Origin of the sequence: Rhizobium sp. NLR8a (genome assembly GCF_019685235.1) — a bacterium.
Classification (GTDB): Bacteria; Pseudomonadota; Alphaproteobacteria; order Rhizobiales; family Rhizobiaceae; genus Rhizobium.
Genome location: NZ_JABDWI010000007.1, coordinates 245,401 through 260,181, shown reverse-complemented (window position 1 = coordinate 260,181; position 14,781 = coordinate 245,401). Strand labels below are relative to the sequence as shown.

12 protein-coding genes, 1 tRNA gene and 2 pseudogenes are annotated in these 14,781 nt (G+C 61.1%); 7 read left to right on the top strand and 8 right to left on the bottom strand.

What is annotated here, in order from left to right; translation table 11 throughout:
* Positions 1-165: 165 nt before the first annotated feature.
* Positions 166-1,956 carry an ABC transporter ATP-binding protein gene (locus tag HJC04_RS15585; protein ID WP_221122863.1) on the top strand — a complete coding sequence of 597 codons (1,791 nt, stop codon included), beginning with the start codon at positions 166-168 and terminating at the stop codon, positions 1,954-1,956.
* A 168-nt stretch (positions 1,957-2,124) separates the two neighbouring features.
* Here HJC04_RS15585 and HJC04_RS15580 read toward each other — a convergent pair whose 3' ends face one another.
* Both HJC04_RS15580 and HJC04_RS15575 read right to left on the bottom strand, forming a co-directional pair.
* On the bottom strand, positions 2,125-3,531 hold the full coding sequence (locus HJC04_RS15580; protein ID WP_221122862.1) for an adenylate/guanylate cyclase domain-containing protein: 1,407 nt from the start codon (positions 3,529-3,531) through the stop codon (positions 2,125-2,127).
* Between the two features lie 140 nt (positions 3,532-3,671).
* Positions 3,672-4,130: a cupin domain-containing protein gene (locus HJC04_RS15575; RefSeq protein ID WP_221122861.1), complete on the bottom strand. Its 459-nt coding sequence runs from the start codon at positions 4,128-4,130 to the stop codon at positions 3,672-3,674.
* Between the two features lie 131 nt (positions 4,131-4,261).
* Between HJC04_RS15575 and HJC04_RS15570 the strand changes: the two genes are divergently transcribed.
* Positions 4,262-5,812, top strand: a complete 1,551-nt coding sequence (locus HJC04_RS15570; protein WP_221122860.1) for a winged helix-turn-helix domain-containing protein — start codon at positions 4,262-4,264, stop codon at positions 5,810-5,812.
* Between the two features lie 117 nt (positions 5,813-5,929).
* Complete coding sequence (locus tag HJC04_RS15565; RefSeq protein WP_221122859.1) at positions 5,930-6,661, top strand: hypothetical protein; 732 nt, start codon at positions 5,930-5,932, stop codon at positions 6,659-6,661.
* 20 nt (positions 6,662-6,681) lie between these two features.
* On the opposite strand, the gene HJC04_RS15560 is transcribed toward HJC04_RS15565, so the two are convergent.
* Both HJC04_RS15560 and HJC04_RS15555 read right to left on the bottom strand, forming a co-directional pair.
* Positions 6,682-8,175, bottom strand: a complete 1,494-nt coding sequence (locus HJC04_RS15560) for an FAD-dependent monooxygenase (RefSeq protein WP_221146574.1) — start codon at positions 8,173-8,175, stop codon at positions 6,682-6,684.
* A gap of 346 nt (positions 8,176-8,521) precedes the next feature.
* On the bottom strand, positions 8,522-8,692 hold the full coding sequence (locus HJC04_RS15555; RefSeq protein ID WP_221122857.1) for a hypothetical protein: 171 nt from the start codon (positions 8,690-8,692) through the stop codon (positions 8,522-8,524).
* A gap of 193 nt (positions 8,693-8,885) precedes the next feature.
* Here HJC04_RS15555 and HJC04_RS15550 point away from each other — a divergent pair, with 193 nt between their 5' ends.
* Positions 8,886-9,359: a nucleoside deaminase gene (locus tag HJC04_RS15550; RefSeq protein WP_221146573.1), complete on the top strand. Its 474-nt coding sequence runs from the start codon at positions 8,886-8,888 to the stop codon at positions 9,357-9,359.
* A gap of 292 nt (positions 9,360-9,651) precedes the next feature.
* The gene (locus HJC04_RS15545) at positions 9,652-10,263 is read left to right on the top strand and encodes a L,D-transpeptidase (RefSeq protein ID WP_210631445.1); all 612 of its coding nucleotides are present in this window, start codon (positions 9,652-9,654) and stop codon (positions 10,261-10,263) included.
* Between the two features lie 97 nt (positions 10,264-10,360).
* On the opposite strand, the gene HJC04_RS15540 is transcribed toward HJC04_RS15545, so the two are convergent.
* Together HJC04_RS15540 and HJC04_RS15535 are read right to left on the bottom strand one after the other, a co-directional pair.
* Entirely contained in the window at positions 10,361-10,837 is a 477-nt protein-coding gene (locus HJC04_RS15540) for a hypothetical protein (RefSeq protein WP_221122855.1), read from the bottom strand.
* A gap of 547 nt (positions 10,838-11,384) precedes the next feature.
* A complete protein-coding gene (locus tag HJC04_RS15535) occupies positions 11,385-11,780 on the bottom strand; it encodes a hypothetical protein (protein WP_221122854.1) in 396 nt (131 codons plus the stop codon).
* Positions 11,781-11,924: 144 nt separating this feature from the next.
* Here HJC04_RS15535 and HJC04_RS15530 point away from each other — a divergent pair.
* Positions 11,925-12,071 (top strand): annotated as a pseudogene (locus HJC04_RS15530) (CopG family transcriptional regulator); the annotation flags it as partial.
* A gap of 311 nt (positions 12,072-12,382) precedes the next feature.
* On the opposite strand, the pseudogene HJC04_RS15525 reads toward HJC04_RS15530, so the two are convergent.
* Together HJC04_RS15525 and HJC04_RS15520 are read right to left on the bottom strand one after the other, a co-directional pair.
* Positions 12,383-12,891: pseudogene (locus tag HJC04_RS15525) on the bottom strand (ATP-dependent DNA ligase); the annotation flags it as partial.
* 833 nt (positions 12,892-13,724) lie between these two features.
* A tRNA-Lys gene (locus tag HJC04_RS15520) sits at positions 13,725-13,800 on the bottom strand.
* A gap of 211 nt (positions 13,801-14,011) precedes the next feature.
* Here HJC04_RS15520 and HJC04_RS15515 point away from each other — a divergent pair.
* On the top strand, positions 14,012-14,761 hold the full coding sequence (locus HJC04_RS15515; RefSeq protein ID WP_210631477.1) for a cytochrome c biogenesis CcdA family protein: 750 nt from the start codon (positions 14,012-14,014) through the stop codon (positions 14,759-14,761).
* The last annotated feature ends 20 nt before the right edge of the window (positions 14,762-14,781 follow it).

Genomic DNA, 14,781 nt, shown 5'->3' with positions numbered 1-14,781 from the left:
GATAGGTCATATCCATTCGCGCCCCGCCTCAAGCGCGCGCGACATGCGGTTTTCTCTTCCCTCAGCCCGATTGATCTGACGGCATTACTTCGTCTTCCGCGCGGGCTGTGCCTTTCAACTCTCGATTTTGAGGACCGGTTTCCGATACGGGCCGGGCTTGTAAAAATGACTCGCAAGAAGCTCGATTTCCGCGCCGATGCCTATCGTCACGTGCTCGGCTTTGTTCTTCATCATTGGAGCCACCGTGCTGTTTTGGTGGGCGTTATCATCGTGTTGGTTGCCGCCAGCACGCTGGCCGAGGTCATGGTGCCGGTATTTTCCGGCCGCATCGTCGACGCCATTGCCGGCGGCAACGCGGCCGACGGCGCACTCAGCGCCTTTGCCGTCGTCGTCGTTCTCGGCTTTATCAGCGTGGCACTGCGCTGGTTCATCTTCAATGGCATCATCCGGCTGACGTTGCGCATCATGGCGGATGTGGTCAATAACGGTTTCCACAAGGTGCAGCGGTTCTCGACCGACTGGCACGCCAACAGCTTCGCCGGTTCGACGGTGCGCAAGATCACCCGCGGCATGTGGGCGCTCGACTCGCTCAATGATCTGCTGCTTGTGGCGCTGCTGCCGTCCATCGTCATGCTGGTGGGCGCCAGTATCGTGCTCGGCAGCTACTGGCCGGTCATGGGTCTGATCGTGGCTCTCGGATCGCTGGTCTATATCGGCGTCACCGTGGCGCTTTCCATGGGCTTCGTATCGCCGGCGGCAAGGCTCGCCAACGCCTGGGACACCAGGCTCGGCGGCGCGCTGGCGGATGCGATCAGCTGCAATTCGGTGGTCAAGGCCTTCGGTGCCGAATCCCGCGAAGAAGCCCGCCTGCGCCATGTGCTGGCGAAATGGGACAGCCGCACGCGGCGGACATGGAAGCGCGGCACCTTGAGCGGCACCATCCAGGGCTTCATGATGGTATCCATGCAGGCCGGCATTCTGGGGACGGGCCTGATCATGTGGCGGCAGGGGCTGGCGAGCCCCGGCGACGTCACCTTCGTGCTGGCGATGTTCTTCGTTCTGCAGGGCTATCTGCGCAATGTCGGCCAGGACATCCGGAACCTCCAGCGCGCTGTCAACGACATGGAGGAACTGGTGCTGCTCGACAGGATGCCGCTCGGCATCGAGGACAAGCCGCACGCCAAGCCGATTGCGATCGGCGCGGGCGAGATCGTATTCGATTACGTCACCTTCCAGTATGGCGCGCATCCCGACCCGCTCTACGAGGACTTCTCGGTCACCATTCGGCCGGGCGAGCGTGTGGGGCTGGTGGGGCATTCGGGCTCGGGCAAAACCACCTTCGTCAAGCTCATCCAGCGCCTCTATGACGTGAACTCGGGCGCCATCCGGATCGACGGGCAGGATATCGCCGAGGTCACACAATCGAGCCTGCGCGGCCAGATCGCGATCGTGCAGCAGGAGCCGATCCTGTTCCACCGCACGCTGGCGGAAAATATCGCCTATTCCAGGCCGAACGCCTCGCGCCGCGAAATTGAGCAGGCGGCGAAACAGGCCAATGCCCACGGCTTCATCGTGGACCTGCCGAAGGGCTATGAGACGATGGTGGGCGAACGCGGGGTCAAGCTGTCGGGCGGCGAGCGGCAGCGTGTCGCCATCGCCCGCGCCTTCCTGGCCGATGCCCCGATCCTGATCCTCGACGAGGCGACGTCGAGCCTCGACAGCGAAAGCGAAGTGCAGATCCAGCAAGCCATGGAACGCCTGATGGACGGCCGCACGACGCTTGTGATCGCGCATCGGCTCTCCACGGTGCGGGCGCTGGACCGGCTGCTGGTGTTCGACAAGGGCAGAATCGTCGAGGAAGGTGATCACCAGGCGCTGATCCGGCTTAATGGTGGCATCTATCGCCGGCTGTTCGAGCGGCAGGCGCTGGAACTGACCAAGGGGCTGGTGGCGTAAACTGCCTTCTCCTTCGTCATGTGCCTCAGTTGTCGGCTTGGCGCCGATGGCTGCCCCTCTCCCCGTTCCAACGGGGAGAGGGAACGTGCCAAACGCGGCGTCGAGGTCGTGAGATGCCGATGCAGAAGGCTCGATGCTCCGCAGTGAAGCCTGGTCGGTGGATGAGGCTCACGACAGGGCGAAGATCCTGACCTCCCTGCCGATGCCCTGAAGCTCCGCCATTCGTGAGGCCGATGTGACGCCGCTGTCGCGCAGGATCTCCGAGACATTGGCATCTTCGACGATCGCCTCGGTCGTCATGATCACATTCGGGTCGGCAAGGCCCTGGACGCGGGAGGCGATATTAACCGTCTGACCGAAATAGTCCTGCCTGTCGTTGAGGTTGACGGCGAGGCATGGCCCCTCATGGATGCCGATCTTCAGCAGGAGGTCTTCGCTGCCGTGTTCGGCATTCAGCCGCCGCATCGCCTCGCGCATCCTCAGCGCCGCCGCCACCGCCCGGTCCGGGCTCGGAAAGGTCGCCATCACGGCATCACCGATCGTCTTGACAACCGCTCCGGCCTCGGTGGCGACGATCTCGTGAAGAACCCTGAAGTGCGCCCGCACCAGATCGAAAGCGGCAAGATCGCCGACGCGCTCATAGAGAGCGGTCGAGCCCCTGAGATCGGTGAACAGGAACGTCAGGCTGGTGATCTTCAGGCGCTGGTCGACATCGAGCGTATCGGTCCGGTAGATGTCACGAAAACTCTGGTTCGTCAGCAGGCGCTTGGCCGTCAGAAACTCCCGCCTGCGGCCCAGGAGGTCGTGCAGGTCATCGCCGGCAATACAGACATTCGGGACCACCCGGCGATCGGTGTGATTTTCGAGCGTGAGCCGCAGCGAGCCGGGACGCAGCGTCACGGTTTCGTTCAGCGCATGCCCGCGACTGATGACCATCGAGAGGTTCTGGCGCTCGTCGGTCGGCTCCCCCTGCACATCGACGAACTGCGCCGAATGGGTCACCGCATCGAAGATGATCACGAATTGCGCCGGCAGCTGAAGCGACACGAAGGCCTTCTCGCCCGGGGCCAGCTCGATCAGTTCCAGCAGGATGCGGTCGAACCTGGCTTCCAGATCCTCCGGCAGGTCGACGCCGGAGCTGAAGAAAATCTGGCGGTAATATTCGAGCGGCGGCAGCCGGTCGGGTTCGTGCGCGGCAATCCGGCGCACCCGCGGACTGACCGTGAAGGTGACCTCGACCATCTCGTCAAGGGTCGGCTCGTATCCGGCGGCGCAAAGGGCGCAATGATAGCTGTCCTGGTTGACCCCTTTGAGGGTTGCGCCGCTGTCGAGGACGCCGCCGCAGCCCGGGCATAGCACATTCCAGGTCATCTCGAATGCGCCGATGCGGGCCGCATGCAGAAAGGCGGCGATGGTCTTCTCTTCGTCAAGATGGTGCTTGGCGGCGAAAGCGAGCGCATTGACGCGGTTGAGATCCCGATCGGCGCCGTGCTTGACGACATTTTCGATGCACTCGACCGTCTGCGGGTCAGCCGCCTGTCGCAGGCTGGCAAAAAGCACGTCCACTTCGCTCATCGGACAAGTCTCTGTACTGACAATACGGCTGATGACGTCAGGCCGGGCATGATAACACGGGACGTTCCCAATAGAAATCAACGGGGCCCGGGATCCCGCGCAGGACCAACCGCGGGCGCCCGGGAACCCCCGATCACATCCTATTTCTGCAGCGTCGAGATCTGCGTCGTGTCGTACCGCTCCCTCAGTTCAGCGATGGCGCCCGCATCCGGAGGGCTGCTTTGTTCGACAAGTTTTGCGAGCTCCTCGAAATAGTGTTCGTGTCCGGGCGGCGAGACCGTCATGATCATCCTTGCCGCCTTGCCGCTGGCATTGCCGATATTGTGGGGAACGCCTGGCGGGATGAAGACATAGGTGCCGGGTTTCGCCGTGATCCTCCGGCCGCCGACCTCCCATTCGCATTCGCCTTCAAGAACAAAGAAGGTTTCCTCCTGGACGCGGTGAACATGAAGCCCGGTGAAGAAACCCGGCGGCAACGTCCAGTCGAACATAGAAGTATGCCTGGTGTCTTCCCCCGCCACAAGGAACCTCAACGGCTTGCCGGCTAGGCTCAGTTCCTTGCCCTCACCCGGCATTCGAACAACGGCTTTCGCACTCATTTCACTCTCCTCCACTTTCCGAAAACATGCGGCCTTTTCAGCCGCTTCAACGATGCCGCCTTCCCGCCTCGAAGTCGCAAAGGTCTTGCGAAATTGTTGCAAAATTTCTGCGAATGATATTTCCTCGACACATGGCTGCGATGCACAAGTTCGGCTCGTTTTGCCTCGACGCGGATGCCGAAATCCTGTTTTGCCGAGCAGAGCCGCTGGGGTTGGGGCGACGCGCCGTGGCGCTCTTGCGGGTGCTTCTGGAACGGGCGGGAACGCCCGTCGGCAAGGAGGCGCTGATCGAAGCCGCATGGCCCGGTCTCGCCATCGAGGACAGCAATCTTACCGTTCAGATGGCGGCCATACGCCGGGCTCTTTCTACGGGCGGAGGGCCGGACTGGATCGAAACCCTGCCGCGGCGGGGCTACCGCTATATCGGGCCGGCGGTCACCAGCGAAAGTTTGCCCGCCATCGCGGCCCAGCCGACACTGCCCGTGTCTGCCCTTCCATCCAGACCGTCCGTTGCCGTGCTTCGCTTCTCGAATTCGAATGGCGACGAGGAAGACGAATATTTCGCGGACGGTGTCATTGAGGACATAGCGGCGGGGCTCTCCCGGGTGAACTGGCTGTTCGTGGTCGCGCCGAAATCGAGCTTCACCTACGACCCCCAAGCTCTCGGCGTGAAACAGATCGGCCAGGAGCTCGGCGCGCGTTATCTTCTGCAAGGCAGCGTGCGCAGGTCCGGCGGTCGTGTGCGGCTATCGGCGCAGATGATCGAGGCCGAAACGGGAAACCTGCTGTGGACGGAACGCTTCGACCGCCCGCTCGCCGACATTTTCGATCTGCAGGACGAAATCGCCCTCAACGTCGTCAGCGCCATCGAGCCGCGCCTGCGCCGGGCGGAACTGGAGCGCGTCAAGCGCAAGCGGCCCGAAAACCTCGACGCCTACGACCTCGTTTTGCAGGCCCAGCCCGACGTCTATTGCGGCATGCCGACCGAGGCAGCAGGGGCATTGGCGCTGTTGGAGCGGGCGCTTGCACTCGAACCCCGCTATGCGCTGGCCCATGCCTTCGCGGCCATGTGCCATCACTGCCTCTTCCTGCGCGCCGGCTTGCTTGAAGACCATCGTCTGGCATCGGTCCGGCATGCGCGGGCGGCCATTCTCTACGGCCAGGACGATGCGCTTGCCCTGACATTTGCAGGTTTTTCCATCGGCATGGACGAACATGATCGTGACGCCGCCTTCGCCGCGGCCGAGGCGGCGCTCGCCGTCAGCCCATCTTCGGCGATCACCTATATCGTCGGCGGCGTGATGTTCGGCTGGGCTGGAAAGGCTGATCGCGCCATCGAATGGGGCGAGCGGGCTCTGCGTCTCAGCCCTTTCGATCCCTGGGCGTGGTCGGCTTTCCATGCGCTGGTGCTCGGTCACTTCCAACTGGGACAATATGAAGAGGCCGTCACAGCTGCCTACAGGGCGGTTCAACACAATCCGCGCCACAGCATTTCGCACATGCTCCTGACGGCCTCGCTTGCAAAACTCGGACGTCTCAGCGACGCCAGAAGTGCGGCGGCTCGCGTTCTGGAACTGCAGCCTGCTTTTCGCTACGGCATGCAATTTTCCGGCGTCGACTGCGACCCGGCCTTGGCGGCGTCTCTCGGCGCTGCGCTTGATATCGCGGGGCTGCCGGGATAGCGGGAGCTTCGCTTAAAATAACTGAGAGAATAACGCAGAAAAAGCGAGCTTCACCGCCCCCACTTCCGCTACGATCACGCGTTTCGGCCTCTCGGGCCTGGTCGCAAAGGAGAAACGATGGATCGTCTCGTCGGCGCGGATGAAGGGGCTCGCTCGGCAGATCCGGCTGACGAGGCCGGGCGTGCGGAGGGTCTTGCGCGGGACGTTACCGCGATCAAAATCGGCGACTGCCTGCTCGGTTACAAGGCCGTGCAGCGCCGCATGCGAGGCGGCCGCTGGAACCATTTCCGCGGAAGGATGCGCGAGATCGAAAAATTGATCCGCCATCGTCATGGCGACATCGTACCCGAGGCGGATGACGCCTTCATTTACGTCGAGGTGATCGCCGGCCTCGCCTTTGTCGAGTTCGGGGAAGGGTTTGTCGAGGTGGTTCTCGGCTGGGCGGCGCGATGGCTGCCCTGGGCTCAAAAGGCGGCGATCGAGGAAATCATCTATGAGCGGACGAAGCTGCGCTTTTCTCCGCTCACCGCCGACGCGCTCGGTCACGCCCTGCATCTGAGCTATGCCGAACGCAGCGCGCTCGACATTCGCACCATCGGCGCCTTCGACGTGCCGAAGGCGAAAAGAGCAAAACTGCAGAAGGAAAAGCGGCGGCAGCGCGACCGAAACCGAAAGGAAGAGCAGCGGCGGGCCGCCGGCGCCGTTTCCAGGGCCGATTATCTCCAAAACTCCCTCAGCGCCGCCCGCCCTTGGGAAGCCTTCGGCATCAGCCGCCGCACCTGGGAGCGACGCGGCAAACCGATGCCGGAACCAATGCCGGACGCCGCGCCGATTTCGCTCGCCGCCTAGCTCAGCGGCTTTTTAGTCTGTCAGCGGGGCGGCCCGAACCAGGTGTTCATCGCGGCGTCGAGGCCATCCTGAGACCCCTCGCCCACCCAGGCCACATAACCGTCCGGCCGGATCAGCACCGCGGTCGGGGCTGCGACCGCCCCCACCGCCGGCAACTCCCATGGCCCGTCATAGCGCGCATCGACCAAAGGCACGCGGCCTGACCATGGCCCGCTGTCGAGGCTGCCGCGCGGTCCGAGGTTCAACAACACCGGCCTCGCGTTTTTCAACAGGGTAAAGAGACGCAATGGGCCGTCCGGCGTGACCAGGTCGAGGTCGGGCATGCGGCGGCCGAGCAGCGGATGCCCCTCGCCGAGGTCGTAGCGGATGCCGAGCCCGGACATTTCGGCGGCGATCGTCTTGCGCGCCTCCTCCAGGCCAAGCAGTTCCAGCACGACCTCTCTGAGAGCCTCGGTGCGATCATCGGTCCGCTGCAATGCGACCTGCGCCATCGTCATGCGCAGCACGCGGGCGGCGACCGGATGACGCTCGGCGTGATAGGTGTCGAGCAAGGCCTCAGGCGATACGCCCTTCACCACCGGGGCGAGCTTCCAGCCGAGGTTCACGGCATCCTGCACACCGGTATTGAGCCCCTGCCCGCCGACCGGCGAATGCACATGGGCGGCATCACCTGCCAGCAGCACCCTGCCCCTGCGGTAGACCTCCGCCTGGCGCGACATGTCGGTGAACCTGGAAATCCACCTCAGGCCGTGGATGCCATAATCGGTTCCGCAGGCGGCGATGAGCGCTTGCCTGAGATCGTCAAGCGTCGGCTCGCCTGCGCCGCCGGCCGTCTGTTCCGTCACCATGATGTTGATCGGACCTTCGCCGGCAAACACCACCTTGCCATCGCGGATTTGATATTCCTCGCGGCCGAAGGCATGCATGCCGAGCGCCGTGCGGTGGACACCGAGCGGCGGCTCCTCCTCCATCTCAGCCTCGGCGAGAATATTGCTGGTCGTCGCATCCCATCCCGGAAAGGCAATGCCGGCCAGCTTGCGAACCAGGCTGCGGCCGCCATCGCAGCCGACGAGATAGCCCGCGCGCAGCGACGACCCATCGGAGAGGTCGAGGGTGACGCCGGCCTCATCCTCCCGGAAAGTGGCCAGTTCGCGGCCGCGATAGATCGTCACCGGCAGCTCGCCGACCCAGTCGGCCAGAATGCGCTCGATATGCTTCTGCCGCAGCGCCAGCCCGTAATTGTGCCGCGTCGGGAAATCACTGATATCGAGCCGGCTAACCGCAAATCCTGTGACCTGGGCGATCTGCCCTTCCTTGAGGAACCGGTCGACGATGCCACGCTGGTCGAGGACCTCGAGCGTGCGCGAACTCAGACCGCCGGCCCGCGAACCGACGATCTCCTGATTCTCGCGCCGTTCGACGACGGCGACGTCGACGCCCGCGAGGGCCAGTTCACCCGCCAGCATCAGCCCCGTCGGCCCTCCTCCCGATATCACGACCGCATGTTCTTTCATCCGCGAACTCCTCTGTTCACATTGTCCGAGCGCAAAATCCGCCATAGCGGGCCGACCCGCCGCGTTGACCCTCCCCGATTTCGGGATGCCTGTTCGGGTGCCGATTTCCCCCTGTCGCAGGTTGTTCCCCCTATAAATATAAGCTCTCTAATGGTGGGAAGGACTTGCGGCAGAATTTCTGCCTTGCCTTCCGAAGCCCTGTTGGTTGCCGCTTGCGCGGCGTTTCGCGGTGGAGCGCAGGCGTTGCAACACGACCGGACCGGGTGGGGCGCCGGATCCGGCAGAGCGCCCCTCCTTCACCATTCGTTCCGGAGGGCGATCAATCAAAAAGCTGTTGTGGGGCCTCTCACTGCGGAGCTGTCGCCTTCTGCGGAATGGTCTCAGTCGCTGGTTGCTCGGACGGATCGGCGGGATGGCCGTAGAGCGTATAAACGGCGCCCGCCAGGATGCCGAGGACAAGAAGCGCGAGCACATAGGACATCATTCCGCGGATGGCCGTTTTCGGTGTTCTGTCCATCAGGGGACCTCCAAGATAACTCAGGGGTGAAAGTCGATGCGGGCGCTTTTGGTTCCGAGAATGAAAGCCGGGGACCGCCCGTCAGCGTCTGCGCGGAAGGCAATGCAGATCACCAATCTCGATTTGATTTGCAGCCCTTGGAAATTCTTCCAATCCGAGGGAAGATCATTCCGCTCTAGCTGTGGGGGGTGTCATGGAAAATCACGAGCCGTTTCTGCGCGAGGCAATTGCGCTCTCGAAATCCGCGATGGCAAACGGCGACGAACCGTTTGGCTCGGTCCTGGTCAAGGATGGCGAAATCATCTTGCGCGCCGAAAACAGCGTCTTCACCGGCCACGATATGACAAACCACGCCGAGATGAACCTGGTCAAACTGGCGGCGCAGCACTACGACCCCGCTTTTCTCGCCGACTGCACGGTCTACACCAGCACTGAGCCCTGCGCGATGTGCTCCGGGGCGATTTACTGGTCGGGCATCGGACGCATGGTGTTTGCGTGCTCCGAAACGCGGCTTGGCGAGATTGCCGGGATCGGGTTGAACGTGCCCAGCCGGGCGGTGTTGCAGACCGGCGCGCGTGCCGTCACGGTGGTCGGCCCGACGAACCTCGAAGGGGAAGCCGCCGAAGTCCACCAGGAATTCTGGCCGAAGCATCTGGGCAAGGTTTAGGCTCAGGACGCATTGATCAGAGCCATAGGATGACGGCGACTGCGATGCAGATGGCCGAAGAGAAGGTGTGGGCGCATCTAACGCAGCGGTGAGCGATGCGCAGCCAGTCCTTGAGCCTCACGAATGCTCTCAGCAAAGATATCACTCGTCGCAGCCTCCTTTTGAGGGTGTTCGTGGGCGAGATGCGTGAACTCGGCGGAGAACGAGCGACCGGCAAATCGAGACCCGCGCCGCCATAGTGCCGCCATAGAATTCAACCCAATCATGATCGGACAACAAGCGGACACGAAGAATGAGATTGTTGGTTCTCCTTGCTGCGGCCCTATTTCTGATAGCGGTGCAGGCCCAAGCCCAAGTTTACGCGCCGTATGATGGATACGATGAATACGACGGCTACGGTTATGATGACCCTTACAGCCCCTATCCCCCTCCTCCATACTACGAGCCAGAACCTGGCTATCGGGAGCCCTTTCCAGAACCTCGGGAGCCCTCGACGCGCGTCGGAAGAGGAACCATCGTGATCGCCACGCGTGAGCACACCCTAATCTACACGACGTCAGGGGGTGAGCAGTTTGCCTACCCCATCGCCGTCGGCCGCGAAGGCAAACAATGGTACGGGACAACGCGTGTCGTGTCGAAACGACTGCATCCCGAATGGCGGCCAACAGCCGGCATGCGCCAGAAGAACCCAAGGCTCCCGGCGGTGGTCAAACCCGGGCCCGCAAACCCGCTTGGAACCCGGGCGATCTACCTTGCCGACGGACTGCTCCGCATCCACGGTACCAACGACCCCTCCTCCATCGGCACCAACGCATCAAGCGGATGCTTCCGGATGTATCGCGAGGATGTCGAGGAGCTTTACGATATGGTCCAGCCGGGAACCCGCGTGATCGTTCAGCGGTGATCGCGTCGCGGCCCTGGGCGTTCCTCGCCAGACGAGAGCGAACATTTCACAGCTAGGCGTTCGGACTGTGGCGGCCGCCAAAGTTTGATGAAGACTATCAGCCTAGATGAGCTAGATGGGCGTGCAATCTCATCTGAAGCTCATGCTGACGACACTTGGGAGGGACATAGCGACTGCCACCATCTCGGTCATTTATCGTGCTGCAACGGCGATGTGACTGGATTTGCGACGCCCGCTGCATCTTTGCCTCATGGCGATTCCAGAGCGCCAGAAACAAAGTCGTCACGATGAAGAAGGCGAGCGCTGCCAGATGGATTTTGCCTGTGCGGCGCACGAAATAGGACCTGGCCTTGGCCTCGACAGCCTGGGTCACGGCCCTATTCCGCCTGTCGCCTTCGAGGAGATGCCGGACTTTGCGTCCATGTGACCGAGCCTGCGCGCGGGACCGATCATCGTCCTTTGGTTCTGCATTCAACCCGTGACGCACGCCGCTAAAGATCAGGATCGCCGGCAACACCCAGAGCATCAGGAAGGACAGGCCAAAAAGGCGTTCGCTGAGGGTGGTCGCATCCATCGCAATCTCCGCTACTGAGCAACGATCGCCCTGCCATCAAAGAGGAACTGACGCATGATTTCAATCTCGGGGCGCAACCGTCACTTCGGGGATGATGTTCAGCCGCTCACCTCGCTGATGGCAGTTGCTACTCACTTGGGCATATTTCCCGTCCATGCATGAAGCGCCCGAAAATCACCCCGGTCGCCCTCCGCACCACCCTACGGACAGGCAGCGCCGTCTTGTCCAAGTGCTTGCCGCCGAGGGCATTCCGCAACGCGAAATCTGCCGCGCGCTAGAGATCGATCCGACAACGCTGAGGAAGCGCTATCGCCGCGAGCTGGACATCGGCGCCGCGAAGCTCGAATGCACCCTCACTTTCCACCTCCTCCGTATCGCCGGAGGTAGAGGCGCCGTAGCGTTGAAGCCGGTCCGGTTCGCGTTGCAGGTTTCGGTTGGTCGGAATTCGCGCCACGGCCGCCTTGCTGAAGCTGAAGCCAAACCAAGTCCTTGCGCCAGCCGTTGTATTCGACCGGTGGCCTACCGGCCTCGCTGTCTCTGGAAGCACTTAAGAGGCACGCAGCTTCTTTTGTGCGTTCAGCGCCGATACAAAGTGGAAAACAGACACCGGCACGGCAGCGAATGCAAACTGCCGCAACGTCGAAAGAAAGCTGGACTGCAGCTCGGCTTGCATAAAGTCGCCGAACATCGATATAAATGCTGCAAAAACCAAGCCTTGGAGGATAGCGTATTCAGCTATTCGGGCAACGGATCGGTCCCGCAGGTTCTCGGGCGGAAAGAAACCAGCCAGTCCCTTCATCGCAAGCAAAAAGAGCGGAAACAGCAAGCCAAGCTTGAACAGTGTGGTCGGCGAAGTGGTCTCATCAGTGAGGTACAAGCCTAGGGGGATGACAAACGCGGGCACGAGAAAGATAAGGTAGTCCTTGAGCACCTGATTTTTCACGGTGAGCCTCCATACCTCGTCAATCAAAGATTGTAGTTTTCAGGAGGTTGATGTCAACGAGCTCTGTGCTCGATTCGCAGATTGTGCAGCGCCGGCCCCATGCCCGTGCGCAACACCATCTCGATCGCTCGCGACGAATATACCGGAGAGGCCCTACGGAATGTCTTTCGCGAGTTGGTGCTGACGCGCGCGGACGCTATCAGGTATATCGTCCGGGAGTGGATGGAAAAGAACACCTATCTGCCGGTGCGCGAGTTGGACGAAGATGGCGACGTTGATGGGGAAGCTTGATTGAATGAAGATTTAATTCCGCTATGGATAGGCCTATGCGTCGTGGGCGGCCTTTGCGCTTACAGCTGGTATTGGTACATCAAATCCATCATTTTCTACCGAAAGAACGGTTTCGATTTCAGCAAGGATTTCGGATTTGATATCTATTTTTCGCGCTTCGCGAATGACCGGTTCTTGACCCCGAAAGTACAATTCTACTTCGCTATGCCTTTCGTGCTGGGGGTGACCTCTTTCCTGTCAATCTTAAACATTTTGAGCCTGATGGGGATCATCAAGGCATGCATTGATTGCGGAGAGTACGGGTTGCCAATCTAATCCAGCTCATGAACCGCGGCATTGTCAACCGTATCCCGAAGCCCCTTATATGACGGGTGCCGGAGCTTTCCGTCATGCGTCCAGGCCCGATATTCGATCTCCGCGACGAGTTTCGGCTTGATCCAGATCACATTCTTGCGCTGGCCGGTATACCTCACCGTGGGCGCGGCCGCCTTAAGCTTATCCATCGAAGCGCGAAGCTCCAATGCCTGGTTTGCCTTAAAGCCAGTACCAACCGGTCCGACATAGACCAGCGGGTCCTCCCTCCGTGCAGCCAACAGCAGCGCGCCGATATTCCCGAAAGCCGAGTTGGACCTCTGATAGCTGACAATCGCGAAGCCGTCGCTCTGGATGCATTTGATCTTCTGCCATTCGCCACCGCGGCCGCCGCGATAGGTGCTGTTCCGGTCTTTGGTGGTGATGCCTCAAGCCCATGCTCGCAGGCAATGCGAAAGAGTTTGTCACCATCCGATTCGATCTCCTCGGAGAGACGAATAGCCTCCTCAGTTTCCCCCGAGAGAAACATCGCGGGATTGATATCTTTGAATGTCTCGATGCAGCGGTATGCCGCCGTTTTTTACAGGTGCAGAATTCGAAAGATTAGCGAATTCGGTAAAGAAGTTTCCTTAAGGGAAAAAGCTCCTGGGCACCGGCAACGCGCGATGTTCGGTATGGAGCATATTCCCCCGGCCCAGCCGACGAAGCGCGCTGGCGGCCCCGTGAGAGGCAAGGCGGAGCATCAACGCCGGGTGGACGGGTTCCCAGAATTCACAGAGCAGATCGAGCAATTCGCGGACGTCATGGGGGGCTTTGACGATCGCTTTTGGCCTGATCCCACCTAAACCCGCTCCATGTATATTCTGCCATCAGGAGAAAAAACAAAAACCTGTAGAATGCATACTTCTCGCTCTCAGCCTCTTTGCCGCGAAACAAGCCGTACCTGACGGACAAGCCGAGGACGCAAAGGATGCCCCAGCCAAAAAAATGAGCACACTCTGTGAGATGCAAGAGCCTATAACGATAAATGCGACCAAAATCGCCCGGTATATCGTCAGATCTTCATTGAAATTATTTCACCTAAAACTTCCTTGAAAGCTAGCCGCTATAGAGAGCAGGTCAGCTTCTTACAGTACAGACTTAATTTGCGGATGGATAAGCAAGCCGAAGCCGCAGGGAACGATGCGGATCGGAGGACGGCGTTCTTTTCGACGGCGCGGGCATGGGGGAAGGATGCCACAACTTCGGGGAAAATCGGAAGCCAATTTTCCCCCAATCCGATTCACCGGAGCGATCGTTCCGCATTCGAAACTTTAGGCATTTGTTTTTCTTGGAGTTTTTTGGTGAGAGCGTCGGGGTTCGAACCCGAGACCTACTGATTAAAAGTCAGTTGCTCTACCGGCTGAGCTACGCTCTCCCTCTCCGCGGGTGTGAAGCACCCCGGCTGGAAGTGGGCGGAACATAGGCAGGTGACCCATTGCGGTCAACCGAAAAATTCGGCTTTTGCAAAGGTAAGGCACATTTCTCTGGCGCGCAAAGGCAGATTTGTCGCCCACGCAAAAAGGTGATTGGCAATCCCGGGCCTGCGACGCTAGGAACAGGGCGCAGATTGCAGCCGGAGAGAATGCGTGTCGATTGCCGATATTTCCCTGTGGAGCGCGTTATTGGCAGGGGCGCTATCCTTTCTTTCGCCCTGCGTGCTTCCCCTCGTCCCACCCTATCTCTGCTATATGGCCGGCATTTCGGTCGAGCAGTTCCGCGGCGGCGGGGCGGTGGCGGTTTCGCCGACGATCAGGCGCGGCGTGCTGTTTTCGGCGCTGCTCTTCACGCTCGGCTTTGCCACCGTCTTCGTGGCGCTCGGCGCCGGTGCATCGAGCATCGGCATGGCGCTTCGCCAGCACCTCGATCTGCTCTCCAAGATCGGCGGGCTGGTCATCATCGTCATGGGGCTGAATTTCCTCGGCCTCTTTCGGATCGGTCTGCTCGCCCGCGAGGCGCGCTTCCAGGCTGGTGGCAAGCCGGCGACGCTGACGGGCGCCTATGTCATGGGCCTTGCCTTCGCCTTCGGCTGGACGCCTTGCATCGGGCCGGTGCTCGGCGCCATCCTCGGGGTCGCCGCCTCGCGCGAGACGGTCGGATCCGGCGCCGGGCTGCTTGCGATCTATTCGCTCGGTCTTGCTATCCCCTTCTGGATCGCCGCCGGCTTTTCCGGCGCCTTCATGCGCTTCCTGTCGCGCTTCCGCCGCCATCTCGGCACGGTGGAAAAAGTGATGGGCGTCTTCCTTGTCCTCACTGGCCTCGCCTTCCTGTTCGGCTGGGTCAGCGATGTGGCGATCTGGTTCCAGCAGACCTTTCCGATCCTGATGCAAATCGGCTAGAAGAGATTCTTCCCCGCCGA